This is a genomic window from Streptomyces europaeiscabiei (assembly GCF_036346855.1).
GTDB lineage: Bacteria > Actinomycetota > Actinomycetes > Streptomycetales > Streptomycetaceae > Streptomyces > Streptomyces europaeiscabiei.
Genome location: NZ_CP107841.1, coordinates 7,710,046 through 7,735,596, shown reverse-complemented (window position 1 = coordinate 7,735,596; position 25,551 = coordinate 7,710,046). Strand labels below are relative to the sequence as shown.

Below are 25,551 nucleotides of genomic sequence, written 5' to 3'. Positions count from 1 at the left end.
GTGGGCCGACGGTGCGGGCGGGGGCCGGGAAGATGCACAGCGCCGTGAACGACGTCCGTATTCCCTCCGCGGCTGTCACCTCTTAGGTCATCGCGCTGCTCCCGCGAGCGTTACGCCCAATCTGCGTGGCCCGAGTCACACCCCGTAAGCATTCAAAAGCGGTCAGATACTGCCAGAGGCAATCGACCAAGGCCACAACCGGTTCTGCTTGGACAGGTACCCGAACGATTCCCGAACGAACTCCTCAATGTGGATCACCATCCTCACCGAGATCCGACATCCTCCGCGAGGTCACGCGCCCGCACGGGGACTCACAGCCCGCGAGGGCCGCCGAACCCGACATGACGAGTCCTCTCCGCGAGTCGGGCCCGCCCCTTCGCGTCGGCCGTCCCGGACGGCGCCCGCGGTCCGCAGTGCCGCCGGGCCCCGCCGAATCCCGGGAGGATTCGCTGAGGCCCGGCGGCACGGCTCCACCGGTCGAGCGATGCCACGAAAGGGTCTTCGGCCCGCGCCCGGTGGCGCCCTCGTCCCGCGCTCGGCGCCCTCAGTGCTCGCGCGGCGCCGGCACCACACGCTCCACCTCGGGGTGGACGGTCAGCAGCTGACGCATGGCCGTTTCGGCCGCCCCACCGTCACCCGTGGCGAGAGCGTCGACGATCCGGGCGTGGTGCGCCAGGGACGACTCGGTCGGCCGGTCACACCCGGTGACCGGACCGCCGGAGACCTGCAGGGCCGAGGAGACGATCCCCGAGAGGTGCTCCAACATGCGGTTGCCCGCGAGCTGGATGAGCAGCGAATGGAACTCGGCGTCCGCGCGCGAGAAGGTCAGCGGGTCGCCCTGCGCCATGGCGTGGCCCATGAGCTCGACCATGTCAGCGAGGCGCTGCTGAACGTCGTCACGGCCGTGCCCGGCTGCGAGGCGGGCGGCCAGCGGCTCCATCGTCCAGCGCAGTTCGCTGAGCTCGCGGCGCTGGTCGTCACGCTGCGGACCGAAGGCCCGCCATTCGATGATGTCCGGGTCGAGCAGGTTCCAGTCGCTGACCGGCCGCACGCGCGTGCCGACGTTCGGGCGGGCACTGACCAGGCCCTTGGCCTCCAGGACGCGCAGGGATTCACGGACGACTGTGCGGGAGACCTCGAACCGCTGTCCGATCTCCTCGGGCACGAGGGGGCGGTCCGCGCCCAGGTCGCCGGAGACGATCATCTGGCCCAGCTGCTGGACGAGTTGGCCGTGCAGCCCGCGTCCGCGGCTCCCGGCGGCACGGCGGCCCACACGCCCCAGCTCGGGGTCCGAGCCGTCCCAGGCGGGGAGGCCCACGCGGTCGACGCTCGGGTGCCCGGCGTACGGGTAGCGGTCGAGTTCGCCCGGTCCTGCGAGGCCTGAGTCGGCGGAGCGGGCGGCGGTCATCATGGTGTGCGCAAGGGTACTCACGCATCCTTTGTCGGCTGCGTTTCCAACTCCCTTGAGGTCTTTGGTGAAAAGCACACGAAAGGGTGATCGCTCACCCCGTCGCAATTGACGCCTTATCGGAAAGAAATGGGCGTTCTACGAGGAGTTGCGCGCATTGCGCCAACGGGAGAGTACGGACGGTGAGCACGAAACGATGAGGGCGATCATCACCGGACCCGGCTGCGCAGGTTCGTGAGCACGTAGGCCCCCAGCAGCGCCGTCAGCGACAACAGCAGCGCTCCGCCCACGGGTTGGGAGACCGCTCGCGCCGCGGCCTCCAGATAGCGCTCGCCCCCGAAGGGCCACTGCATCAGTACGAGCTCACGCAGCCGCATCGGAAACCCGACCGCACTCCGCACGGTCGACCCCTCCAGCACCTTCTGCACCAGCGGTACGACGAGGAGGGGTACGGCGACCACGGCCGCGAGCCCGGCGGACGTGGACCGGAAGACACCCGCCGCGAGCACCCCCGCCCAGGCGCACCCCACGACGAGGCCGATCCAACTCGCGCCGAGCGGGAACCAGTCGGCGGGAACCGAAACGAGCTCCGGTCCATGGACGAGATAGAGCACTTCGAGGTCGCAGCCCACGGTGAGGACGGCCAGCAGCAGCGCGGTGACCGCCGCGACGAGGAGTTTCGCGAGGAGCAGCCCCAGCCGACGGGGAACGGTGCCGCGGTACGCGGCCAGGGCGGGGTGGCGGAACTCGTCACCGAAGGCGATGGCCCCCAGCAGCCCCGCCCCGATGGCGGCGGGTGGCAGCGGCAGCTCCCGCGGCCACGCGGCCAGCAGCCGTGGCTGCGGGGTGTGCCCGACCCTGGCCAGGAGCACCGCCATGAGGGCGGAGGTGACGAGCACGGCCGCGGCGGTGACGTACGCGGTGCCGACTCCGCCCGCCCGACGCAGTTCGTAGCGCAGCGGACGCAACGGGCTCGGCGCCGAGCGCACGGCGATGGGCGGCGGGAGCGGGCCCGCATCGGACGACCCGACGGGGGGTGGCGGTGCGGTGTGAGCCTCGGTGGCGAGGGCGGTGTGGGACCTGCAGGGGACACCGAGCCCGGGATCGGCATGCTGTGCGAGGCGGTCACGGGATTCGGGGTAAGGGCGCGGCGCGAGGCGGTCGCGAGGTCCGGGATCCGAATGCGCCCCGACGTGATCACGGGATCCGGAATCTGCGTGCGGCGCGGAACGAGCATGAGGGCCGAGGTCGACGGGGGGCGTGGAATTGACCTCCGGTGCGTCGTCGCCGGCTGTCCCTGGTTCGGCCGGGGTGGCCTGAAGCTCTTCGGCAGGCGCCTGAGGTTCTTCGGCGGGCGCCTGACCCCCCTCAGCCGGTCCCTGGGCCTCCTGAACCGAGCCGCGAGCGCTCTCGGCGGTCTCCAGGCCTCCTTCGGCTGCCGACGGCGGCAGCGGCGACGGCATGGGGCCCGTATCCCCGATCTCGTCCGCGAGTTGGTGGACGAGCACGCCGTGCCGAAAAGCGGTCTCGCCGATCTCGGCGCACGTACTGCCGTACACCGACAGCCGGTTGCCGCCCTCCCGCACGATCTCCACGGAACGCCGCGCGGTCCGGGCCTCCTTCATGAGGAGCGCTTCGAGCCTGGCGGCGTGCGGAGTGCGGACGGCGACCCTGGGCCGGAGCCGGGTGCGGGAGAAGTCGGCGACCTCCTGATCGGCGACGAGTCTCCCCTTTTCGAGGGTGAGGACCCGGTCGGCGGTTCGCGCGGCCTCCTTGGGGTCGCCGGTGGTGAACAGGACCGTGCCGCCCTGATCGGCATGGGCCCGCATGATCCCGTGGAGCCATCGGCCTTCGCGGACGGCCAGCCCGTGGGCGGGGTCGTCCAGCACGATGGTGTGCGGGTCGGACAGCAGGGCGCAGGCCAGGCCGAGGCGGCGGTCCATGCCCCGCGACAGCGTGTTCAGCCGCGCGTCGCGCAAGCTGACCAGGCCCACGACCTCCAGGACCTCGTCGGCACGCCGAGGCGGCAGCCCCGCGGCCGCGCACAGCATGCGCAGATGGCCTCGGACCGTGCGGGCAGGGTGACCGGGCACGTCGCCGAGGAGTACGCCCACTTCGCGCGCGGGGTGGGCGATGCGGTGCAGGGGGCGGCCTCTGAAGTAGGCCACCCCACGGCCTTGTTGGAGTTCGAGGGTGAGCTTCAGCGCTGTCGACTTGCCCGCGCCGGGGGCCCCGAGGAGTGCGGTGACGCGGCCGGAGTGCGCCTCGAAGGACACATCGTCGACGGCAGGCGGAAGCTCCTTGCGGGGATTGCTGGTCAATCCGATGGCCTGGATCACCCAAAGCAAGATAGCGCGGTATGTCCGTTTTTTCGGGCACCTTGCGGCTCGCTTCGCTGGAGGCCTCACAGGCGTCGGGCCAGCCGCGTACCGATTGCGGGCCGAGCCTCGGGCTTGTGTTCCCCGGCAGCCCCTTCCGGGGTCGGCACCGGGCGGGACCGCCGTACACGGCGACGAGGGCTTCGGCTTCGCCGTGTCAGACCTCGGGGCGCAGCATCGGCGGGTTGAGGAGGGTGGCACCGCCGGCGCGGAAGAGCTGGGCGGGGCGGCCGCCCTGGCGCGTGGTGGTACCGCCGGTGGGCACCAGGAAGCCGGGGGTACCTGTCACCTTGCGATGGAAGTTGCGTGGATCCAGCGCCACCCCCCACACCGCCTCGTAGACGCGTCGCAGCTCGCCGACCGTGAACTCCGACGGGCAGAAGGCCGTGGCCAGCGAGGAGTACTCGATCTTGGAACGGGCACGCTCCACCCCGTCCGCGAGGATCTGAGCGTGGTCGAAGGCCAACGGCGCAACCGGTTCGCCGTCACGCCCATAGCCGCCCTGTTCCAGCAACTCCTCGACAGGCGCCCAGCGTGCACTGTTGGCGTCGCCGCCCGGTCGAGGTGCCGGCAGATCCGGGGCGAGGGCGAGGTGGGCGACGCTGACGACCCTCATCCGCGGGTCGCGCTTCGGCTCGCCGTAGGTGGCCAACTGCTCCAGGTGCGCGCCGTTGTCCTGAGCGGGTTCGGACGGTTCATGTGCGGTCAGGCCGGTCTCCTCGGCCAGCTCCCGGGCCGCGGCCTGCGACAGGTCCTCGTCCGGCCGCACGAAGCCACCGGGCAGCGCCCACCGCCCCTGGAAAGGCTGTTCGCCCCGCCGTACCGTCAGCGCGCAGAGCGCGTGACGACGGACGGTCAGCACGACCAGGTCCACGGTGACAGCGAAGGGCGGGTAGTCCGACGGGTCGTAGGGCATGCGGCGATCATAGTCGTCTGCCTGACGATAAACACTCCCTTCGCGTCCGCTTCCCCACTTGATCCACTTCTGTCCGATACCGATCTCACCAGCCGACCTCCGGCCTCGGGAACCCGGCGCCGCTCGTCCTCCCCTCTCACGTCACGGGAGGTCACACTCCCAACTGCAGTCCGTCGGCCGCCTCCTCGACCATGGCGAGCCCCAGCCTGCTGACGCGCACGGCGAACGGGGCGCCCGCGACACGCAGTCCCGTCATGCCGATCTCGCCCAGCGGCGCGCTGCGCACCGGCCGCAGCGTCACGGTCCCCGCAGGGGCGTCGGGACGGATTCCGAGAAGGGTGGCGAGCAGCAGCACCCCCGCGGCCGCCGACGTCGCGGCCGGTCTGCAGGAGGCCGGATGCGGCAGCGGGGCACCTCCGGCCGTCCGCTGCTCCCCGGCGTACATCTCGGGCAGCCGATTGCCGAAGCTCTCCGCCGCCGCCAGCACCCCCCGCAGGAGCGCGCTCGCCTCCTTCTCGTATCCGGCCGCCGCGAGCCCCGCGACCGCGATAGCCGTCTCCTGCACACGCACGGCACCACTGCGATGGCCGAAGGGGTTGTACGCGGCCTCCTTCGCACCCAGACTCCGCAGCCCCCACCCCGAGTCCATGGCGGGCCCCCCGAGTAGTCGAGCCAGTTGCTCGGTCCGCACTTTGTCGAGGAGTCCCGGAGCCTGCTCCCCCGTGCCCAGCAGCCCGGTGTCAAGGAGGTGTGCGGCGCCGGCGCCCAGGTGCGGCACGAGACGCCCCTCCGGAGTGCGGGCGGCCGCGGGTCTGCCGCCGCGCCGGTCCTCGACCCAGAAGTCCGCCCCGAACCGGCTCCGCAGCTCTCTCGCCCAGTCCCGCAGCTCGGCCCCACCCGGTCGGCCGTACGCATCGAGGAGATCGGCACCGAGCAGCGCGGCCCGGTGGGCGTGTGCCTGGGTCTCGCAACGCAGCGGCCCGCCGGGGCGCGGGTCGGGCAGATAGGCACCGCCTCCGACCGCGCCCCGCAGCCACCGCAGGCAGCGCTCGGCGGCGGGCAGCAGTTCCTCGGTCTCCTGCTCGGGGAGTCCCCATCGCCGTGCCTCCGCGAGGAGCACGGGAAACAGCAGGGTCGCCTCGGTGCCCGTGCAGCCCGGCGGCAGATGCGGGCCCGCGTCCCGTCTAGGACCTGGGATCATGCCTGACTGGGATTCCCTGCCCGCGAGTTGGGTGCGGGCGAGGGTGCGCAGGGTGCCGGCGGCGAGGCGTGTTCCGAGCGGTAGCGTCATCCGGGCCGCGACCAGCGCGTCGGCCGGAGCCATGCCGCAGCGCCAGGGCGCGCCCGCCGCGAGGTGGGTGTCCGACGGGTTCTTCGGGTCGCGCAGCAGCAGGGCTTCGAGGTCCTCCAGACAGGTGTGCAGCAGGGCCTGCGCCGCCGGGTCGTCGCCCGCTACCCGGGCCTGGGCGAGGGGGCTGGTGGCGCCCCGCCCCACCGGTCTGATGGGCCCCGCGCCGTCCGGTCGTACTCGCAACTCCACGCTCCGGGTGCCGCCGGGCGGGAGCTCCAATTCCCAGCGCAGCAGTCCTGCGGAAGCCAGGGCGTCGGCGGGCGGAGGATGAGCAGTCACCGTGGAGTGCCAGGTCGCACAGGACCAGCGGAGGCCGGAGTCGTGGACGCTTGCGGGCAGTTCCGGGCCGGCTCTGCCGGAGGCGACGGCCCCGAGTTCCGCGAGATCCGTACCCAGGGACACCTCGACGGGCAGGCGCAGTGGGCGGCGGGCCGTGCTGTGCAGGGTGATCCGCTCGGTGCCGTCCGCGTACCGCGTGCGCTCGACCATGACGTCCGGGTCCGGCCCGGCATCGGCGGACAGACGCAGCGTCGACATGAACCGGGCTCGGTCGGCCGCCACCATCCGTGCCTGCACGGCGAGCGGTTCCCGTCCGGCCACCCGTACCTGGCAGCGGGAGAGCATACGCCGTCCCGCGCGGTAGAAGCCCTCCAGTCCGCTGCCGGTCAGCTGGCCCTGTTCCGTCGAGATCGCGAGGCCCGGCAGAGCGACGCAGATCAGCGTGGTGTGGGCCGGTGGCAGCTCCATGGGACGGCGCGGGGCAGAGGTCGGCGCCGGCGAGGTTGACCGACCGCCCGTTGCCGGGTGCGACGGTCCCGGCGAGTCACCTGTGCCGGGCGCGGGAGACACGGGGCTGCCCAGGCTTCCTGAGCGTGAGCCCGTGGGGCGGGTCGCCGGGGTGCGGATGTCCGTCCGCAGAGCGCCGGTGCCGTCCCCACGGGCCCGCGCGGCGGGCGGGATGGAGCTGCGAAAGGCCGGAACGTCGTCATGGGTGTCGGGCAGGGAGGGGAGGGGCACGGGGCGGCTTCTTCTGTCTTCGGCGCGCGTGGGATGCGCTCGGCACCAGGTGGGGAGCCGGAGAGGGACGGGGTGATGGGGCGGTTGGGTCAGGCCGTGGGTACCGCCACACAGGTGAACGGAGCGGCTCCGCTCCGGGTCACGCCTCCGTTCGAGGAAGCCGACCGAGCAACGTGGGGTCGTCCTTGGGGTTGCCAAGGAACTGCGAGCGGCGGCGGGCTCTGTGTGGGCCCCGGCACGGAGCTCTGGGCTGATGTGAGCGCGGTGCCGAGGCCGTAGACGCGTGGTCGCACCGCAGCGAGGCAGTGTGTTCGACCGGAAGCGGAGCCACAGCGAAGCACTCGTGCGGGGAGCGCGGCAGGGCAGCCCACCCACCTGCCTCCGGACCCAGGGCGATGCGCTCACGAGTCCCTCGAAGGGGAGCAGCGCGCTCACGTACGCCCCGGTCCAGGAGAGCACAGGCATTCGAGTCCCGAATTGGATCTGCACGCTCACGTCTCCTCCTCCGGGGACTGTCCTCCACCACCGCGACGGACCCGTGCCCGACCGTTCGTGCCGTCCGCCGCGCCCCTCGGCCGTCGGCCGGCGGGTGGGCTACCGTCGGCGGAACGCGAGCGGCGGGCATGAGCGGTGCCAGGCGATCGCCGGGTGGTGCGGGCCTCGGGACCTCCTTCCGGGCGCGGCCTGCGTCGGCGACGGGGTCCGGAGGCGACGCAGGGCCCGTCCGAGGGCGACGGCAAGCCGGGAGACTGGTCAAAGGGGCTTGCTTCGCTATCGGCCCCAGGACTTTCAGTGGCCGCCGCCAGGTCGCGCCCCCTGCGCTCCGCGCGCAGGCAGCGGCGAATGGACTCGGGGTCGAGGCCCTCGTTGCAGGCCTGGTGGAGGAGGCGGGCGAAGAGGTAGTCAGGGTCTGCGGAGAGGGCCATGGCCAGGGCTTCGCGAGCCTCCAGTTCGTCACCGGAGGACCATGCGACCCAGCCCACGAGCGTGAGCGGTGCGGCCGCATGCTCGCCGTAGGGGCCGACACAGCGGCGGGCGAGGGCACGCCAGAGACGGAGCGCCGGGCCTGCTTCGTCGCCTTCCATCCATTCGGCGGCGCGGTCGCGGGTGGCCCGGTCCTGGAGTCCGAGGATCAGGGTGGCCGCATCGACGTGGCCGATGAGTTCGTCGTCGCGGAGGTCCGCGTCCAGCATGCCGGACAGGGTCGGGGTGTCCGCCAGGCTCCCGATGATGCGCTGTGCCACCGCGAGGGTCTCCTCAGCCACTTCCGCACGGCTGTGCGCATCCAGGATCCGTGGGATGAGGGCGGACTGCGCGGAGTCGAGCGCGGCTTCCTGCTGCAGCGCGGCAGCGGTCTCCCATGGCAGGAGCCTGGCCCGCATCTCCTTCAGGGTGCCCCGGATCTGAAGGCCTGCGTAGGTCGCGGCGGCGGCCAGCACAGAGGTGCCCGGCAGCCCCATCGGCTCTCCCTCGGCCGCACAACATCCGTTGCCGGGACAGCAGTAGGACCAGAAGCGGCCATCGGAGATGCACAGGGCCTCCACCACCGGCACATCCAAACTGCCGCAGGCCCTGCGCAACAGCTGTGCGAGTGGCCGCAGGCGTTCCATGACGTCGCGTGGCGCCTCACCGCTCGTCGGGTCCTGGCACAGAAAGGCGACCATGCTCTCCGGCTTGGCTCCCCTGCGCTCGCTCCCGGTCACCAGACCATGGGCCAGCTGTTGGGCCACGGACGGCCAGTCGTCCGTCTGGGCCGGGATGCCGAGCCGCGCCCGCCCGCCGAACCGTCCACGGGCGTCCCGGTCGTGCAGCGCGACGAGGACGATGCTGTCCTCCGGGCGGTATCCGAGCAGGTAGGGCAAGGCGTCGGCGAGTTCGGCCGGTGTACGGAGGGTGACCTGCTGTTCCCCGCTGGATTTGGCGGCCGTGCCATGCCCCGGGTAGGCGGAGGGCTCGCCGCCCCGCTCGCATCCGTTCTGACCGCTGATGTCACTGTTGCCGGAGGTCCCGGACGCTTCGCTGTGATTCGTCATGCGGCGACCATCTCGCGGATCTTGAAGTTCCGCTTTGCCCTGTGGATAAGTCCGATCGTGATCACGTCAGAATCTGTCCACAGTTCGCCCGGCTCGTTCGCGCGATGTCCGAGGCATCGGGTTGCATGGGGCCATGAGCGACGAAGACCAGCCCACCACGGACCGCCAAGATCTGCGTACGGCCGCCGATGCCGTGCTCGCCCGCCTCGTCGGCGCCCCGGCGGGCGTGGCGCGGCTGCGCGAGGACCAGTGGCACGCCATCGAGGCGCTGGTCGCGGACAAACGCCGAGCCCTGGTCGTGCAGCGCACGGGCTGGGGCAAGTCCGCGGTGTACTTCGTCGCGACCGCCCTGCTGCGCGAGGGGGGCGCGGGCCCCACCGTCATCGTCTCCCCGCTCCTCGCCCTGATGCGCAACCAGGTGGAGGCGGCCGCCCGCGCCGGAATCCACGCGCGGACCATCAACTCCTCGAACACGGAGGAGTGGGACACGATCCGCCAGGAGGTCACCGCGGGCACGGTCGACGTGCTCCTGGTCAGCCCCGAGCGGCTCAACAACCCGGACTTCCGTGATCAGGTCCTGCCGGAGCTGGCGGCCGCGACCGGTCTTCTCGTGGTCGACGAGGCGCACTGCATCTCGGACTGGGGTCACGACTTCCGTCCCGACTACCGCCGACTGCGCACCATGCTGGCCGACCTTCCGCCCGGTGTCCCGGTGCTCGCCACCACCGCGACCGCCAACGCGCGCGTAACGGCCGATGTGGCCGAACAGTTGGGCACCGGCGGCGGCACGGATGCGCTGGTCCTGCGTGGGCCGCTGGACCGCGAGAGCCTGAGCCTCGGAGTGCTCGAACTACCGGACGCCGCCCATCGGATGGCCTGGCTCGCCGACCACCTGGTCGAGTTGCCGGGCTCCGGAATCATCTACACCCTCACCGTGGCCGCCGCCGAGGAGGTCACCGCGTTCCTGCGCCAGGGCGGGCACACCGTGACGTCGTACACGGGCAAGACGGAGAACGCGGACCGGCAGCAGGCCGAGGAGGATTTGCTGGCCAACCGGGTCAAGGCCCTGGTCGCCACCTCCGCGCTGGGCATGGGCTTCGACAAGCCCGACCTGGGCTTCGTGGTCCACCTGGGCTCGCCGTCCTCCCCCATCGCCTACTACCAGCAGGTGGGCCGCGCGGGCCGTGGTGTCGAGCACGCCGAAGTGCTGCTCCTGCCCGGCAAGGAGGACCAGGCGATCTGGGAGTACTTCGCCTCGGTCGCCTTCCCCCCGGAGGAACTGGTGCGCCGCACCCTCGACGTCCTCGCGCACGCGCAGCGACCGCTGTCCCTCCCCGCCCTCGAACCCCTGGTGGAACTGCGCCGCTCCCGGCTGGAGACGATGCTCAAGGTCCTGGACGTGGACGGTGCGGTCCGACGCGTCCAGGGCGGCTGGGTCTCCACCGGCGCCTCCTGGTCGTACGACACCGAGCGCTATGCCTGGGTCGCCAAGCAGCGCGCCACCGAGCAGCAGGCGATGCGTGAGTACGTCGCGACGCAGGGTTGCCGAATGGAGTTCCTGCGGCGGCAGTTGGACGACGAGGAAGCCGTCCCGTGCGGACGGTGCGACACCTGCACGAAGCCCAGGTTCACGGATTCCGTCTCCGCTGCGGCACTGGACGCGGCGCGTGGCGAGTTGGGGCGCGCGGGTGTCGAGGTCGAGCCCCGCAAGATGTGGCCGACGGGGCTGCCGGCGGTCGGGGTCAATCTGAAGGGGCGTATTCCGGCCGGTGAGCAGGCCGCTCCGGGACGGGCGTTGGGGCGGCTGTCGGACATCGGCTGGGGCAATCGACTGCGGCCGATGCTGGCGCCCCAGGCCCCCGACGGGCCGGTCCCGGACGATGTGGCGAAGGCCGTGGTGGCCGTGCTGGCCGACTGGGCCAAGGGCCCCGGCGGCTGGGCCTCCGGTCGGGCCGACGCCCAGCCCCGCCCGGTGGGTGTCGTCACGATGGCGTCCCGTTCCCGGCCGCAGTTGATCGATTCCCTGGGCGCGCGGATCGCCGAGGTCGGCCGCCTGCCCCTGCTGGGGTCGGTGGCGTACACCGGCGCGGTTTCCCAGGTCACCCGTAGCAACAGCGCACAACGGCTCAAGGCGCTCGACGGGGCGCTGACCGTGCCGCCCGAGCTGGCCGTCGCCCTCCAGGAGGCGGGCGGGCCCGTGCTCCTGGTCGACGACGCCACCGAGACCGGCTGGACCCTCGCGGTCGCCTCGCGTGTGCTCCGGCGCGCGGGTGCACAGGGGGTGTTGCCACTCGTTCTCGCCGTCCGGGCGTGACCGACAGGTCAACCGGGCGTGGGCACGGTGCCGCCTGGGCGTTGCCGCCGAGTCCTATGCGCAGGGATATAAGCAGTGAATCACCACAAAACTGTCAGTGGCCCCAATTGCTCGTTGCCGCAACCAAGTTCGCCAGGAAGAATTGGAGTCCGCTCCCCGCACGGCCTAACCGTGAATCGGTAGGGCTTCTGCTGCGGCGTGCGCTCCCCCAAGTCCGACCCTCGCCCGCAGAGTGGGCGCGTAGCCGAAGGGAGGATCGTGACCTTCGGATTCGCTCCGTCCTCGGCGGCCTCCGTGTCGACGCCTGCCGACCTGTCCGCCGCTTCCGCCAACCGCATGCTCGAGCCCGCGGAGTGGACCGCCGCCGGGATTCCGCTGTTGCGCAATCCCCGAGAGGTCGTCAGCGGGCTGCACGCACGGCATCAGCCCCGGCCCGCGACGGCGGTCATCGCCGTCCTGGATCCCGACGAGCGGTTGAGGGCGAGCGCCTCGTTCATCCGACGTCCGGCCCCGGCCGACGGCTGGATGTTCCGCAACGCGCTCCTCTCCCAGCTGCGCAGGGTCATTCCCCACGACCTGCGCCGACGCACCCCGGTGCGAACGGCCGTGCTGCTCTACTGCCGTGACGGCGACGGGCGCTGGACGGAGGAGGACGGGGCGTGGATGTGGGGGCTGCGGGACGCCTGCACACTGCACGGGCTGCGCTGCGGCGCGTACATCACGCTGACACGTGACGGCTGGCAGGTTCTCGGCGAGGGGCGCGGCGGCCGTCGTCCCCACGCGGACTCACCGGCCGAGCCCTTCGCCACAGCCGTGGCACCGCCTCCCATGCCACGCACCGGCGGCGTCGCGTCGGAGGTACTCCGCCGAGCCGCGGCACGCTGAGCCGCTTCGGCTTCCGACGCGGCCACGACGATCCAACCCGCACCCGCGCCCGAGCCGGCGGGGGTGCGGAAAGACCCCCGACCCCAGCGCGGGTCCACGGCCGGTCCCAGGGACACCTCTTGGCAGCCAGCCACGGCGGCCGCTCCCGCAACTCCCGCAGGACCACCCGCCCTCGCACCCTCAGCCCACACGACACCAGGATCCGGCCGGCACCGCACCGCACCGCACCGCACCGCACCGCACCGACAAGGCACGGGGTATCCGCGCGCGAACCCTCCGGCGAAGCACTTCCGGACACGCCGAAACACCCCGCAGGCACGCCGAAGCGCCCGTCGCGGGGTGTGGCCGTGGTGGCACCCTGGTCGTTGTCCGGTGGTGCGAACAGCTCCCCGGCGAGCCCTGACGGGCCGACCGGGGCGAGGTCCGCAGTCGCTCAGACTCCGGCGCCCAGCACCGAGTTGATCGTCTGCGGGTCACCGCACACGATCAGCAGGGTCCGGGCCCGGCCGAGGGCCTTGGGCAGCGCCTGCGCGGCGACGGACTCGGTTCCGCCGTTGACGGCGACCACGACCACGGGACGCGCCGCGGCCCGCTCGATGGCCGAGGCATCGGCGTAGAAGACGTCGTCGCCCGCGTCGTGCTGGGCCCAGTAGGAGGCCTCGCCGAAGGAGAGCTCGTGGTCGGCCCACGGATGCGACTCACCGGTGGTGATCACCAGCACGTCGCCGGGCGCACGGCCCGACTCCAGCAGCAGGTCGACGGCTTCCTCGGCGGAGTCCAGTGCGCCCTCGACCGAGGCCGGGACCAACTGGATCTGCGGGGTGGCGGCAGGAGCGGACGGCCCGGGCTTGACCGCGGCGTGCGCCGCGCGCTGGGCCGGCACCGGCCGGGCAGGACCCGGACGACCGGGACGCGGCGGAGCCGCGGGACGGGGACCGGGTACGGGACGGGGGGTCGGTGCGACCCGGCCGCTGGCCGGAGTGGCACGCGGGCCCTGGGCACTCTCGTGAATCTGAGGCTCCTCGGGAATGAGAGGCATGAGCTGATTTTTATCAAACACTGATGCGACCCGCATCGGCGGGTGGCACATGAGTGCGAACGAATCCGTCAGAAGTCGAAGCCGAGCTGGCCTTCGATCTTTGGAACGTTTCCGTCCGCCCAGGTGCGGGCCTTCTTGAGGTGCCGCCACTGGGGCAGCGCATCAAGATACGCCCACGACAACCGGTGGTACGGGGTGGGTCCCCGCTCCGCCAGCGCGGCCTTGTGGACAGGCGACGGGTACCCGGCGTTGGCCGCGAAACCGAAGTCTGCATGGTCGACACCCAGTTCGGCCATCATTTTGTCGCGCTGAACCTTGGCGATCACCGAGGCGGCCGCCACGGCGACGCAGGACTGATCGCCCTTGATCACCGTACGGACCCGCCAGGGTGAGCCCAGGTAGTCGTGCTTGCCGTCGAGGATGACCGCGTCGGGCCTCACCGGAAGCGCGTCGAGGGCCCGTACCGCTGCCAGCCGCAGTGCGGCCGTCATGCCCAGGTCGTCGATCTCCTCCGGGGAGGCGTGACCGAGGGCGTGCGACGTCACCCACTTCAGCAGTTCCTCGGAGAGCGACTCCCGTCGCTTGATCGTCAGGAGCTTGGAGTCGGTGAGGCCCTCGGGTGGTCGGCGCAGTCCGGTGACCGCCGCGCAGACGGTGACGGGACCGGCCCACGCTCCGCGCCCCACCTCGTCGACACCGGCAACGATCTTCGCTCCGGTCGTGGCACGCAAAGAGCGCTCGACGGTGTGAGTAGGTGGTTCGTACGGCATGGCGCCCTTAGCCTACGCCGCCCGCGCCCTCACACGACACCCAGGTTTCCCAGGGCGTTCCCAGCCCCCTCGCCGACCCGGTTCAGGCGCCTCACCGACACAGCAACGGCACCATCAACTGGTCGATCATCTCCTCGAGGTCACGCTCCTTCCATTCACTCCCGCACATTTTTGAGCGATACATCATCATGGCCGGAATCGCATCGAAGACATAACTGTTGGCCGCATCGGTCCGCACCTCTCCACGTCTGATTCCACGCTCAACCACCTCTCGCAGGAGCTTGACCGTCGGCTCCACGACGCCCCCGATGATCACGGCATGGAAGCGCTCGGCCTGCATGGTGTCGCATTCGTGAATCACTGCGCGCAGAGCAAATCCTGGCCGGGAGAACATCGCCTCGCGCGCCTGCCGGCACAGCTCCAGCAGATCCTCGCGCACACTCCCGAGATCCGGCGCCTCCTCGAAGCGCGGCAGCCCGGCCTGGAGCGCGTCGGCCACGAGGTCCTCCTTCGAGGGCCAGCGGCGGTAGACCGCCGCCTTGCCCGTCTGGGCGCCGGCGGCGACCCCCTCCATGGTGAGGCCGCTCCAGCCGACCGTACTGAGCTGTTCGAGCGCGGCATCGAGGATCGCGCGCTCGAGCACGGCGCCGCGCCGACGCGGGGAGGCCGTCTGAGCGGGAGCGGCCGTCCAGCGCGAAGTGACCATCTGTGTTTCTCCGTTGAGCCGAGGGGTGGGGATGCGAGAAGCGGAAGCGCTGGGCGACGCACACCACGGCGGCGACTTCAATGAACGCTTGCGTTCACTAAGGGGGACTCACTACCGTGGACGCGTCAGTGAACGCAAGCGTTCACTAAGGCACTTGTGGGGGACCCATAGTGACAACCTCTCCGTTGATTCAGGATCAGAAGCCGGGAGCCGCCCGCCGGGAGGGGCACCCCGGCATCGCGCTCACCGTCATCGCGGCCTGCCAACTCATGGTGGTACTCGACGCGACGATTGTGAACATCGCACTCCCGCACATTCAAGACGCGCTCAAATTCAGTACCACCGAACTGACATGGGTGGTCAGCGCCTACACGCTGACTTTCGGCGGTCTGCTGCTCCTGGGCGGCCGGGCCGGTGACATCCTCGGCCGCCGTCGTGTCTTCATGACCGGAATCCTCGTCTTCACACTCGCCTCGCTGCTCGGCGGACTCGCCCAGGAGCCCTGGCAGCTGCTGGCGGCTCGGGCGCTCCAGGGCGTCGGTGGGGCGATCGCGTCGCCGACCTCGCTGGCGCTCATCACCACGACGTTCCCCGAAGGGCCCGAGCGGAACCGGGCGTTCGGCGTCTTCGCCGCGGTCTCCGCAGGTGGCGGCGCCATCGGACTGCTCGCGGGCGGCATGCTCACCGAGTGGCTCGACTGGCGGTGGGTGCTGTTCGTCAACGTGCCCATCGGCGTCCTGATCGCCGTCCTCGCCCCGATGTACATCAGCGAGTCCGAGCGGCACCCGGGACGGTTCGACATCGCGGGCGCGCTCACCTCGACAGCCGGCATGGCCTCGCTGGTCTACGGGTTCATCCGCGCGGCGGAGGACGGCTGGCGCGACAGCCTGGCCATCGGTTCCTTCGCGGCGGCGGTGGCCCTGCTGCTGGTGTTCGGCTTCATCGAGAGGCGGGCCAAGGAGCCCATCACCCCACTGAGGATGTTCACGGACCGCAATCGCTCGGGCACGTACGTGATCATGTTGAGCCTCGCCGCGGCGATGTTCGGGATGTTCTTCTTCATCGTGCTGTTCGTGCAGAACGTGCTGCAATACACGCCGATCGAGGCCGGCCTGGCCTTCCTCCCGGTGACCGTCGCGATCGTCACGGGTGCCGGTCTGTCCCAGCGGTTCCTGCCGGTGCTCGGGCCCAAGCCGTTCATGGTGGCCGGTTCGACGATGGTCGTTCTCGGCCTGGGCTGGCAGACCCTCATCAGTCCCGACAGCTCCTACGCCGGCGGAGTGCTCGGCCCGATGGTGCTGTTCGGCTTCGGCATGGGCCTGAACTTCGTGACGCTGACCCTGACGGCGGTCTCCGGGGTCGCCCCGCACGAGGCGGGCGCGGCCTCAGGTCTGCTCAACGTCACACAGCAGGTGGGGGGTTCGCTCGGCCTGTCCATCCTCACCACGGTCTTCGGTACGGCCAGCCGTGACGAGGCGGACAAGCAGGTGCAGCTCTTCATGGCCCAGGCCACGGACGAGCAGAAGGCCGAGTTCGCCAGGACCCAGCAGCTGCCCGCCCCCTGGGGTCACGAAGTGCTCGCCCAGGGCATCTCGACGGCGTTCGTCCCGGCCGTCGCGATGGCCGTGCTGGCCCTGGTCACCGCCATCTTCGTGATCAGGGTCCGCAAGAGCGACCTGGAAGCCCTCTCCGGCACGGCAGGCCCCGCCGCGGGCGGCTGACTGGACGACCACGGAAGCGGCTGCGGACGGCCGGACCACGCCCAGGGGAACGACGACAAGGGCATGGTCCGGCCGTGTGGAGCCGCACGCCGGCTGCTCAGCGGTAGGACTCCGGCTCCAACCCACCGCACGCCGGGCCACTCGCCCCCGGTGTCGGCGGACGCTCGTCCAGAATCCGCCTGGCCTCTGCCTCGCCCCAGCTCGTGGCATACCAGGGAAGGTGGTGCCGCTCGTTCAGCTCCTCCGTGATGTCCCACAGCACGCACGACCGCATGGGTTCCTCGAGTCTGTCCAGGGCGGGCACCGCGTCGGCGGACAGCCCCCTGGCGTAGGGGAGGTCGAAGCGGCCCGTGGTCTCGTACCGCTCGACGTTGCGCTCGGCGATCAGTGCATCCGGCGACGCCAGCCCGAATGCCAGCACCACGGCGACCGCGCTGACCGCGACGGCGCGCGGGAGCCAGCGGGCGCCCCACACCCCGGCGGCCATGATGAGCACGATGACCAGGCCCAGCCACAGCTCCATGGTCAGCACCGAGATTCTCAGCCGCGTCAGCCCATAGGCCTCCACATACATGTCCATACGTCGCACAGCGGATGCCACGACAACGAGCGCCAGCGCGCACAGGGTTCCCAGCACACCGCGCACGAGCGTCCGGTCACCCGATCGAGTGCGCGGTGCCCAGCGCAGGGCGACCACGATGACCAGCAGGGTGAGCAGCGTGGCCATGAGCAGCTGCCAGAACCCCTGGCGCGCGTACTCGGCGTACGTCTGGCCGGTCTTCTTCAGGACGGCGTCGTAGCCGCCGAAGAGCACGGCGAGCTGGACGGCGTTGAAGACGGCGAAGAGCGCGACGAGCCCCACCAGCGGCACCACCCACTCGACGCGGCCTCGGGCGCGGCCTGCGGGCACCTGCACACGGTCCCAGCGGGCCGGCGCAGCCGCCGTACGCGCCGCCGCGAGGGTCCCGAAAAGGCCCAGTGAAAAAAGCAGGATCCGCCAAGGCCCGTCGGACACGGAGACATCGGGCACCAGAGCGCCGAGCAGATCCGCGAAGGCCGCGTCGGCCCCGGCGAACAGCGCGCCGAAGACGAAGAGCAGGATCGCGGCCACGACCAGTGCCCGCAGCAAGGGCGCCAGACGGCCTCGGTCGCCGCCCACCCGCTCGCGCAGCCCCTGCCAGGCCCAGGCCGGGCCGGTGACCAGCGAGGTGAACACGCCGACCGGGCCGAGCAGGACCGCGGGCCAGGTGCGGCCGCCGTGCAGGGCGAGGGAGCCCGCCCCGAGCGCGGTGACAACAGCGAGGAAGGAAGGCCACTCGGCGGCGCGCAGCGCAGGCACGGTCAGCAGGGCGACCCCGCCGATGCCCCAGACGAGCGCCCACGGTCGCGGGCGGCGGCCCGCTCGCCGTCCGGCGAAGTACACGGCGAGCGTCGCGGGCACGGCGACGACGAGTATGTTGACCGCGAATCCCTCGCCCAGCAGCATCATGCTGAGGACGCCGGTGGCCAGGGCGGCCCAGAGGGTCGCGGTGCGGATCGGTGCGGGATCATCATGGCCGAGGTCGGTCCGTCCGGGCACTGCGGGCGGCGGTCCGCCCGGTGTCGGTCCGGGCTCGCCCGCCCTACGCGCCGGTACGACGTCCGTGGGCGCTTTCGGCCCTGAGCGGCTCTCCTCGGTCGCGGCGCGTGCCCTGGGTGCCGGGACTTCGGGCTCCGGCGTGGGTGGTGCCGACGGTGTTTCGGACATGGGACCCCCTCCCCCGACCGGCCCTCGGCGCCCATCCCGCGCAGCGCGCAGTTGCGGCGGAAGGCCCGTGGCCGGTACTTCGTCGCCGCGTCTCGTCATGATCAACAGGCGGCGTGGCGGACAGGGTATGCCGCAGGAGAGCACGCATGGTCGCCCCAGTAGGGCACTGTGGCACTCCTGTGACAGTCGAGGCGGTTGCGGCCGACGGAGCCTGGGAAGCGCACCCTCTTCGGTCCGCTATCCCACCTGGAGCCAGCTCGGGAACGCCTCGGTATGCGCCACCCATGCCTCGGGAGGTGTCCCGGTCTTCCCGGAGGCGACCACTCCGCCGACGATGGCGCAGGTCGTGTCGACGTCACCGCCCACCTGGGCCGTCGTCCAGAAACCCTGCTCGTAGTCACCCAAGGCGCGTGCCGCCGACCAGAGCGCGAACGGCACGGTGTCATGCGCCGTCGTGCGCCGCCCGCAGCCCAGTACGGCGGCCACGGTGTCCGCGTCGGCGTAGTCGAGCATGTCCCGGGCGCGCCGCAGTCCCGCGCCCACAGCGCTCTTCGGGACCAGCGCGATGACGCCGTCCAGCAGTGCTCCCGCGCTCGGCGGTCCGGCCGGGTCGGCCGCCAGGGCGGCAGCAGCGGCTACGGCCATGGCGCCGACGACGGCCTCGCGGTGCTGGTGCGTGGGGTAGGCCGAGATCTCCGCCTGATGGGTGGCCTGCTCGGGGTCGTCCGCATACCAGGCGCCCAGCGGCGCGATCCGCATGGCGGCTCCGTTGCCCCAGGATCCCTGGCCGTTGAAGAGGGCGGAGGCCAGCTCACGCCAGTCGCCGCCTTCCCGGACGAGACGCAGCAGGCGGTTGACCGCGGGGCCGTAGCCCCGGTCGAAGTCGTGGTGCACGGCGAAGGAGCGGGCCAGATCGTCCTGGTCGATCCGGTGGTGAGCCGCCAGGACCGCCACGACGGAACAGGCCATCTCGGTGTCGTCGGTCCACTGCCAGGGGCCGGACGGGGTCTCGCGGCGCTTGAGCAGCGGGTAGTTCACGGGCACGAAGTACTGCGAGCCCAGCGCGTCCCCCACCGCGAGTCCGCGCAGGCTGGACAGGGCACGCTCCAGGCGGCCGTCGGAAGAGGAGTCAGCGGTCATCGCCCTGCCACTCTATCCGGTGGCCCCGTACGATTCCGGGTTCCGCCAGCGGTCGAACGGTCGGTCGAGCGCGTACTTGCCGTCCTCCCCCAGAACGAGCAGCCGCATCTCCGCGTTCCCGGGATTCGACAGCGACTCGAACTCCGCCACCGTCCAGTGGAACCAGCGCATGCAGAACAGCCGCATGGCGAGCCCATGGGTGACCAGCAGGACGTTCGGCGGGTGGTCGGGGTCCTCGAAGCTGCGGAACAGGCTCTCCAGGAAACCGCCGACCCGGTCGTACACATCGGCGCCGGACTCCCCCTGCGCGAAGCGGTAGAAGAAGTGCCCGTACGCGTCCCGGTAGGCCTTCTGGAGTCGCACGTCGCCGGGGTCCTGCCAGTTGCCCCAGTCCTGCTCGCGCAGCCTGGGCTCCTCGCGCACGCGGACCTGCTCGGGGTCCAGATGAAACGCCTGGAACGTCTCGTGCGTACGGCGGTACGGCGAGACGTAGACGCTGACGCGCTCTCGGCCGAGGACGTCGCGGATGCGTTTTCCGGTCTCCTCAGCCTGCTGCCAGCCGAGATCGGTGAGCGCGAGAGCGTGGTCGGGCTCGCGCTCGTACACGGTGTCATCAACATTGCCCGTTGACTCGCCGTGTCGGACAAGGATGATGCGCCGTGGTCGTGCCATGCCAAGACCCTAAAGGGGACGACGGCGGATCGAGCACTCGTCCGGGTGTCATACGGCGTAGGTCACACAAGTCCCGCACATCGACCGCCGAGGTTGGAGATCCAAACCAAGCCGAGTTCGGATCTCAAACGGTCCAGCTCGGCTCCAGTTCCACGATGTCGCCCGCCAGAGCCGCGACATCGGCCTCGAGCTGGGCCCGCAGGGCGAGGCGTTCGATGCGCTCCGCTCGGTACTTGCCGTGCTCGGCGGCCGACCGCCACATGGAAAGAATCATGAACTCGTGCCCCGGCGCCTCCCCGAACAGGCCCCGCAGCATGCCCGGAGAGCCGGCCATCGCCGGGTTCCAGACCTTCTCCTGCATCAGAGCGAAGTGCTCGGCGCGGTCTTCGTGGACACGACAATGCGCCACCCGCACCAGATCGGCGTCGGTGAAGCGCGGCTCGAAACCGGTCTTCACATCGAAGCGGTGGTCGAAGAGTTTGACCTGAATGTCCTTGAAGGTGCCCGACTGCGAGGCGGCCAGCCGGTCGTGGGAGCGCGCCATGAAGGAGTCGTAGAAGGCACGGCTCTCCCAGAAGGAGAAGATGTGCGTCACTCCGGGCCGCGCCCGACTCCAACCCCCACCCTGTCCCCGGAATCCCGGCTCCCCCAGAAGCCCCGCCCACTTTCGCTGCCCCCGCTCGAAACCGCGGCGGTCCACCACGGTGCAGCGAATCCACTTGACCAGCACCGCGCCATGGTAAGGCCACGGAACGTGGCGGCGGTCACTCTCCGACAGGTTGCACCCGGGCGAGCGCCCCCGCGCGCGTGCGAGGATGGACAACTGGCCTGGACCGCCAGGCAGTTCGACTCGCAGCGCAGAGGAACGGGGAGGAGAGTTCTGTTGAACGGCCTCAACAAGGGCATCCGCAAGGTCGAGGTGTCGGTGAAGTGGGACCCCAGCCCCACCGGACAGCCGCCGACGGATCTCGACATCATCGCGGCGACCTACCCGGCGGCCGATCCGAGCGGCAGTCCTGCCTATGTCGTGCATTTCGACAGCCGCTCGCCCGACGGCACCATCACCCTCAACCGTGACAGCAAGACCGGCCAGGGCTTCGGCTGGGACGAGATCATGACCGTGGAGCTGAACCGCCTCGACAGCCGCTACGGGCGGGTCGTCATCGGTGTCGCCATACAGCAGGGGTCCGGCGAGAAGACCTTCGCCAACGTCCACCAGCCCGGCCTGCGTATCCGTGAGGCCTACACGGTCCTGGCGGAGGACGACTTCGGCAGCGTCCTCGGTTCCACCGCCGCAACCATCGCCGAGTTCGTGCGTGACGCCACCGGCGAGTGGGTCTTCCACCCCGGTATCACCGGCTACGACGAGGATCCGGCGGCCTTCGCGCGCGTCATGGGCAGCCCGCCCCGATCCTGAGGCGCCGCACGTCAGAAACAGCGAGGGCGGTGGAGCCGAATTTCGGCTCCACCGCCCTGATCTGCCGGTTCGCGCCCGGGGGCGCTCAGATCAGCTGCAACCGCTCGTCGAGCCGCAGCCTTCGCAGATGTAGCAGGAGCCGGCCCGCTGCATCTTCGTACCGCAGGAGAAGCACAGCGGGGCGTCGGCATGGATGCCCAGCTGCATCTCCACCAGTTCGGCGCTGGTGTGGGCCTGCTTCGGGGCGGGCGCGGCCACTTCGGCCGCGGCCTTCGGGGTGACGACGGCCTTCAGGTCCGTCTGCCGCGGGGCCGACTGCGCCAGACCCTCGACGTCGACGTCCTCGTCGGTGGGCTCGTAGGAGCCCGTCTCCAGGTGGCGCTGGCGCTCCTCCGCGGAGTGGATGCCGAGTGCGGAGCGTGTCTCGAAGGGCAGGAAGTCGAGCGCCAGGCGGCGGAAGATGTAGTCGACGATCGACTGCGCCATCCGCACGTCCGGGTCGTCCGTCATACCGGCCGGTTCGAAGCGCATGTTGGTGAACTTCGAGACGTACGTCTCCAGCGGAACGCCGTACTGGAGGCCCACGGAGACCGCGATGGAGAAGGCGTCCATCATGCCCGCGAGGGTCGAACCCTGCTTCGACATCTTCAGGAAGACCTCACCGAGACCGTCGTCCGGGTAGGAGTTGGCGGTCATGTAGCCCTCGGCCCCGCCGACCGTGAAGGAGGTCGTGATCCCGGGGCGGCCCTTCGGCAGGCGCTTGCGGACCGGGCGGTACTCGACGACCTTCTCGACCGTGGCCCGGATCGTGTCCTCGGCCTTCTCGGTGATCTCGGCCTTCTCCGAGTCCTTGGTCTTGGCGGAGAGCGGCTGGCCGACCTTGCAGTTGTCGCGGTAGATCGCGAGCGCCTTGACGCCCAGCTTCCAGGCCTCGAAGTAGATCTCCTCGACCTCCTCGACGGTCGCCGTCTCCGGCATGTTGACCGTCTTGGAGATGGCACCGGAGATCCACGGCTGGATCGCGGCCATCATGCGGACGTGGCCCATCGGGGAGATGGCACGCTCGCCCATGGCGCAGTCGAAGACCCCGTAGTGCTCCTGCTTGAGGCTCGGGGCGTCGATCACGTTGCCGTTGTCGGCGATGTGGGCGACGATCGCCTCGATCTGCTCCTCCTGGTAGCCCAGGCGGCGCAGGGCCTGCGGGACCGTGCCGTTGACGATCTGCATCGAGCCGCCGCCGACCAGCTTCTTGAACTTGACCAGCGCAAGGTCCGGCTCGACACCGGTGGTGTCGCAGGACATGGCCAGACCGATCGTGCCGGTCGGCGCGAGTACGGACGCCTGCGAGTTGCGGAAGCCGTTCTTCTCGCCGAGGCGCAGCACGTCCTGCCAGGCCTCGGTGGCGGCCGCCCACACCGGGGTGTCCAGGTCGTCCATCGGCACGGCCGTGCCGTTGGCGTCGGAGTGCTGCTTCATGACGCGGTTGTGGGCGTCGGCGTTTCGGGCGTAGCCGTCGTAGGGGCCGACGACCGCGGCCAGTTCCGCGGAGCGCCTGTACGCCGTGCCGGTCATCAGGGAGGTGATGGCACCGGCGAGGGCACGGCCGCCGTCGGAGTCGTACGCGTGGCCGGTCGCCATCAGCAGGGCGCCGAGGTTGGCGTAGCCGATACCGAGCTGGCGGAAGGCGCGGGTGTTCTCGCCGATCTTCTGAGTGGGGAAGTCGGCGAAGCAGATGGAGATGTCCATCGCCGTGATGACGAGCTCGACGACCTTGGCGAAGCGCTCGACCTGGAAGGACTGGGTGCCCTTGCCGTCGTCCTTGAGGAACTTCATCAGGTTCAGCGAGGCGAGGTTGCAGGACGTGTTGTCCAGGTGCATGTACTCGCTGCACGGGTTGGACGCGGTGATGCGGCCGGACTCGGGGCAGGTATGCCAGTTGTTGATCACACCGTCGTACTGGATGCCCGGGTCGGCACAGGCCCACGCGGCCTCGGCTAGCTTGCGGAACAGCGCCTTGGCGTCGACCTTCTCGATGACCTCGCCGGTCATACGGGCGCGGAGGCCGAACTCGGTGCCGTTCTCGACGGCTGTCATGAACTCGTCGTTCACGCGGACCGAGTTGTTGGCGTTCTGGTACTGGACGGACGTGATGTCGTCGCCGCCCAGGTCCATGTCGAAGCCCGCGTCGCGCAGGGCGCGGATCTTCTCCTCCTCCTTCACCTTGGTGGCGATGAAGTCCTCGACGTCCGGGTGGTCCACGTCGAGAACGACCATCTTGGCCGCGCGGCGGGTGGCGCCGCCCGACTTGATCGTTCCCGCGGAGGCATCGGCGCCCCGCATGAAGGAGACCGGGCCGGAGGCGTTGCCGCCGGAGGAGAGCAGCTCCTTGGAGGAGCGGATGCGCGAGAGGTTCAGGCCGGCGCCGGAGCCGCCCTTGAAGATCATGCCCTCTTCCTTGTACCAGTCGAGGATCGACTCCATGGAGTCGTCGACGGCCAGGATGAAGCAGGCGGAGACCTGCTGGGGCTGCGGGGTGCCCACGTTGAACCAGACAGGGCTGTTGAAGCTGAAGATCTGGTGCAGGAGGGCGTACGCCAGTTCGTGCTCGAAGATCTCGGCGTCGGCCGGCGAGGCGAAGTACCTGTTGTCCTCGCCGGCCTTCGTGTACGTCTTCACGATGCGGTCGATCAGCTGCTTGAGGCCGGTCTCACGCTGAGCGGTGCCCACGGCGCCGCGGAAGTACTTGCTGGTGACGATGTTGACCGCGTTCACCGACCAGAAGTCGGGGAACTCGACGCCACGCTGCTCGAAGTTGATCGAGCCGTCGCGCCAGTTGGTCATGACGACGTCACGGCGTTCCCAGACCACCTCGTCGTACGGGTGCACGCCGGGGGTGGTGTGGATGCGCTCGATACGCAGGCCCCTGTTCGCCTTGGTGCCCTTGGCGCGGGAACTCCGTGCCGGACCGCTCGCCGTCTCTGTCATGCCGCCTCCCTGTACGGGCGAAAACGCCCTGAAGTGCCACGTTGTTCCCGTGACACGGTGTTCTGTCTTGTGTCGCGACCCGGCTGGCCCAGCCGTTCGCGACAGGCCTGGATCGCCGCCGATCGTCCGGACCCATCGGTCCGGCGATGCGGCTCGCCGTCAGTCGGCGGCGTTGGCGGGCACGGGGACTTGGGCAGCCCCTCCGGACCCGCGGTCGTTCTTCGGGCGTCCCTCGACCGCGTTCTCGACGTCCTCGTCGTTCGCGTCGGGGCGCTTGTCCTGCTCTTCCCTGAGTTCCGCGATGGCGGCCTCGAAGTCCTCCAGCGAATCGAACGCCCGGTAGACCGAGGCGAACCGCAAGTAGGCGACGAGGTCGAGCTCCTGCAACGGGCCGAGTATGGCCAGTCCCACGTCATGGGTGGTCAGTTCGGCACTTCCGGTGGCACGCACCGCCTCCTCGACCCGCTGACCGAGCTGGGCCAGCGCGTCCTCGGTGACAGGCCTCCCCTGGCATGCCTTGCGGACACCATTGATGACCTTGGTACGACTGAAGGGCTCGGTCACGCCGGACCTCTTGACGACCATCAGCGAGCACGTCTCCACCGTCGTGAAACGACGGGAGCAGTCGGGACACTGGCGGCGCCTGCGGATCGACGTGCCGTCGTCCGTCGTACGACTGTCGACGACACGGCTGTCGGAGTGCCTGCAGAAGGGACAGTGCATGACTCCAACCCTCCTCACAGCACGACTCGATAGCCCCCACGGGCCTCTTGGGCCCCGCGGAAGCAGCCCCAAGCATAGGGGATGACCAAGAGCCCCAGGACCCGGGGGACCACAACTTCTGGGCTGTTACAGCAATCCAAGCACTAGATGTAGGGCTTGGCACGTAAATCCGCCCACGGCACGCGTGTCGCCCACGTATGGGCATGTGCCGGACGAGGACACCGTCGCGGAGCGCAGCCGTGCCGTCGCGGAACGGACGGGGATACGGCGGGCACCGCGGAAAAAGGGGTCGGTACTCGGTCGACGGAGTACCGGGTGGCAGACTGGGC

The 25,551-nt window shown here is 70.5% G+C and carries 18 protein-coding genes; 4 read left to right on the top strand and 14 right to left on the bottom strand.

Going from position 1 to position 25,551, the window contains the following annotated elements; translation table 11 throughout:
- Positions 1-544 precede the first annotated feature (544 nt).
- From OG858_RS33765 to OG858_RS33745, 5 genes are all read right to left on the bottom strand, one after another.
- Entirely contained in the window at positions 545-1,432 is an 888-nt protein-coding gene (locus OG858_RS33765) for a FadR/GntR family transcriptional regulator (RefSeq protein ID WP_086747304.1), read from the bottom strand.
- Positions 1,433-1,617: 185 nt separating this feature from the next.
- Complete coding sequence (locus tag OG858_RS33760; RefSeq protein WP_328544175.1) at positions 1,618-3,747, bottom strand: ABC transporter ATP-binding protein; 2,130 nt, start codon at positions 3,745-3,747, stop codon at positions 1,618-1,620.
- A 196-nt stretch (positions 3,748-3,943) separates the two neighbouring features.
- On the bottom strand, positions 3,944-4,702 hold the full coding sequence (locus OG858_RS33755; RefSeq protein WP_086747306.1) for an NUDIX hydrolase: 759 nt from the start codon (positions 4,700-4,702) through the stop codon (positions 3,944-3,946).
- 151 nt (positions 4,703-4,853) lie between these two features.
- Positions 4,854-6,800 (bottom strand): glycogen debranching N-terminal domain-containing protein, encoded by a 1,947-nt coding sequence (locus OG858_RS33750; RefSeq protein ID WP_327748309.1) that lies wholly within the window; start codon positions 6,798-6,800, stop codon positions 4,854-4,856.
- A gap of 761 nt (positions 6,801-7,561) precedes the next feature.
- On the bottom strand, positions 7,562-9,103 hold the full coding sequence (locus tag OG858_RS33745; RefSeq protein WP_086751090.1) for a DUF4192 domain-containing protein: 1,542 nt from the start codon (positions 9,101-9,103) through the stop codon (positions 7,562-7,564).
- Between the two features lie 133 nt (positions 9,104-9,236).
- Here OG858_RS33745 and OG858_RS33740 point away from each other — a divergent pair, with 133 nt between their 5' ends.
- Positions 9,237-11,417 (top strand): RecQ family ATP-dependent DNA helicase, encoded by a 2,181-nt coding sequence (locus OG858_RS33740; protein ID WP_327748310.1) that lies wholly within the window; start codon positions 9,237-9,239, stop codon positions 11,415-11,417.
- A 258-nt stretch (positions 11,418-11,675) separates the two neighbouring features.
- Positions 11,676-12,302 carry a hypothetical protein gene (locus tag OG858_RS33735; RefSeq protein ID WP_037700867.1) on the top strand — a complete coding sequence of 209 codons (627 nt, stop codon included), beginning with the start codon at positions 11,676-11,678 and terminating at the stop codon, positions 12,300-12,302.
- A 433-nt stretch (positions 12,303-12,735) separates the two neighbouring features.
- On the opposite strand, the gene OG858_RS33730 is transcribed toward OG858_RS33735, so the two are convergent.
- From OG858_RS33730 to OG858_RS33720, 3 genes are all read right to left on the bottom strand, one after another.
- Positions 12,736-13,341: a hypothetical protein gene (locus OG858_RS33730; protein WP_319264455.1), complete on the bottom strand. Its 606-nt coding sequence runs from the start codon at positions 13,339-13,341 to the stop codon at positions 12,736-12,738.
- A gap of 68 nt (positions 13,342-13,409) precedes the next feature.
- A complete protein-coding gene (locus OG858_RS33725; protein WP_086751095.1) occupies positions 13,410-14,111 on the bottom strand; it encodes a ribonuclease HII in 702 nt (233 codons plus the stop codon).
- Positions 14,112-14,202: 91 nt separating this feature from the next.
- Complete coding sequence (locus tag OG858_RS33720) at positions 14,203-14,817, bottom strand: TetR/AcrR family transcriptional regulator (protein ID WP_319264452.1); 615 nt, start codon at positions 14,815-14,817, stop codon at positions 14,203-14,205.
- A gap of 170 nt (positions 14,818-14,987) precedes the next feature.
- Here OG858_RS33720 and OG858_RS33715 point away from each other — a divergent pair, with 170 nt between their 5' ends.
- A complete protein-coding gene (locus OG858_RS33715) occupies positions 14,988-16,538 on the top strand; it encodes an MFS transporter (protein WP_328544176.1) in 1,551 nt (516 codons plus the stop codon).
- Positions 16,539-16,635: 97 nt separating this feature from the next.
- On the opposite strand, the gene OG858_RS33710 is transcribed toward OG858_RS33715, so the two are convergent.
- From OG858_RS33710 to OG858_RS33695, 4 genes are all read right to left on the bottom strand, one after another.
- Entirely contained in the window at positions 16,636-18,285 is a 1,650-nt protein-coding gene (locus OG858_RS33710; protein ID WP_328544177.1) for a DUF4153 domain-containing protein, read from the bottom strand.
- A gap of 237 nt (positions 18,286-18,522) precedes the next feature.
- The gene (locus OG858_RS33705; protein ID WP_327724991.1) at positions 18,523-19,425 is read right to left on the bottom strand and encodes an ADP-ribosylglycohydrolase family protein; all 903 of its coding nucleotides are present in this window, start codon (positions 19,423-19,425) and stop codon (positions 18,523-18,525) included.
- 12 nt (positions 19,426-19,437) lie between these two features.
- Positions 19,438-20,097 (bottom strand): histidine phosphatase family protein, encoded by a 660-nt coding sequence (locus OG858_RS33700; protein ID WP_078935341.1) that lies wholly within the window; start codon positions 20,095-20,097, stop codon positions 19,438-19,440.
- Between the two features lie 124 nt (positions 20,098-20,221).
- Complete coding sequence (locus OG858_RS33695) at positions 20,222-20,827, bottom strand: YdbC family protein (RefSeq protein WP_319064327.1); 606 nt, start codon at positions 20,825-20,827, stop codon at positions 20,222-20,224.
- Positions 20,828-20,980: 153 nt separating this feature from the next.
- Here OG858_RS33695 and OG858_RS33690 point away from each other — a divergent pair, with 153 nt between their 5' ends.
- Positions 20,981-21,514: a TerD family protein gene (locus OG858_RS33690; RefSeq protein WP_086754265.1), complete on the top strand. Its 534-nt coding sequence runs from the start codon at positions 20,981-20,983 to the stop codon at positions 21,512-21,514.
- 90 nt (positions 21,515-21,604) lie between these two features.
- Here the strand turns inward: OG858_RS33690 and OG858_RS33685 are convergent, their stop codons facing one another.
- Together OG858_RS33685 and nrdR are read right to left on the bottom strand one after the other, a co-directional pair.
- The gene (locus tag OG858_RS33685; RefSeq protein ID WP_319064326.1) at positions 21,605-24,499 is read right to left on the bottom strand and encodes a vitamin B12-dependent ribonucleotide reductase; all 2,895 of its coding nucleotides are present in this window, start codon (positions 24,497-24,499) and stop codon (positions 21,605-21,607) included.
- Between the two features lie 159 nt (positions 24,500-24,658).
- Positions 24,659-25,222 (bottom strand): transcriptional regulator NrdR, encoded by a 564-nt coding sequence (nrdR, locus tag OG858_RS33680; RefSeq protein ID WP_086751114.1) that lies wholly within the window; start codon positions 25,220-25,222, stop codon positions 24,659-24,661.
- Positions 25,223-25,551: the final 329 nt, after the last annotated feature.

Bases quoted from the DNA above. Each gene is read 5' to 3' on its own strand.
- OG858_RS33755 (WP_086747306.1), bottom strand. From the start codon at position 4,702: ATGCCCTACGACCCGTCGGACTACCCGCCCTTCGCTGTCACCGTGGAC.
- OG858_RS33750 (WP_327748309.1), bottom strand. From the start codon at position 6,800: ATGGAGCTGCCACCGGCCCACACCACGCTGATCTGCGTCGCTCTGCCG.
- OG858_RS33745 (WP_086751090.1), bottom strand. From the start codon at position 9,103: ATGACGAATCACAGCGAAGCGTCCGGGACCTCCGGCAACAGTGACATC.
- OG858_RS33740 (WP_327748310.1), top strand. From the start codon at position 9,237: ATGAGCGACGAAGACCAGCCCACCACGGACCGCCAAGATCTGCGTACG.
- OG858_RS33730 (WP_319264455.1), bottom strand. From the start codon at position 13,341: ATGCCTCTCATTCCCGAGGAGCCTCAGATTCACGAGAGTGCCCAGGGC.
- OG858_RS33725 (WP_086751095.1), bottom strand. From the start codon at position 14,111: ATGCCGTACGAACCACCTACTCACACCGTCGAGCGCTCTTTGCGTGCC.
- OG858_RS33720 (WP_319264452.1), bottom strand. From the start codon at position 14,817: ATGGTCACTTCGCGCTGGACGGCCGCTCCCGCTCAGACGGCCTCCCCG.
- OG858_RS33710 (WP_328544177.1), bottom strand. From the start codon at position 18,285: ATGTCCGAAACACCGTCGGCACCACCCACGCCGGAGCCCGAAGTCCCG.
- OG858_RS33705 (WP_327724991.1), bottom strand. From the start codon at position 19,425: ATGACCGCTGACTCCTCTTCCGACGGCCGCCTGGAGCGTGCCCTGTCC.
- OG858_RS33700 (WP_078935341.1), bottom strand. From the start codon at position 20,097: ATGGCACGACCACGGCGCATCATCCTTGTCCGACACGGCGAGTCAACG.
- OG858_RS33685 (WP_319064326.1), bottom strand. From the start codon at position 24,499: ATGACAGAGACGGCGAGCGGTCCGGCACGGAGTTCCCGCGCCAAGGGC.
- nrdR (WP_086751114.1), bottom strand. From the start codon at position 25,222: ATGCACTGTCCCTTCTGCAGGCACTCCGACAGCCGTGTCGTCGACAGT.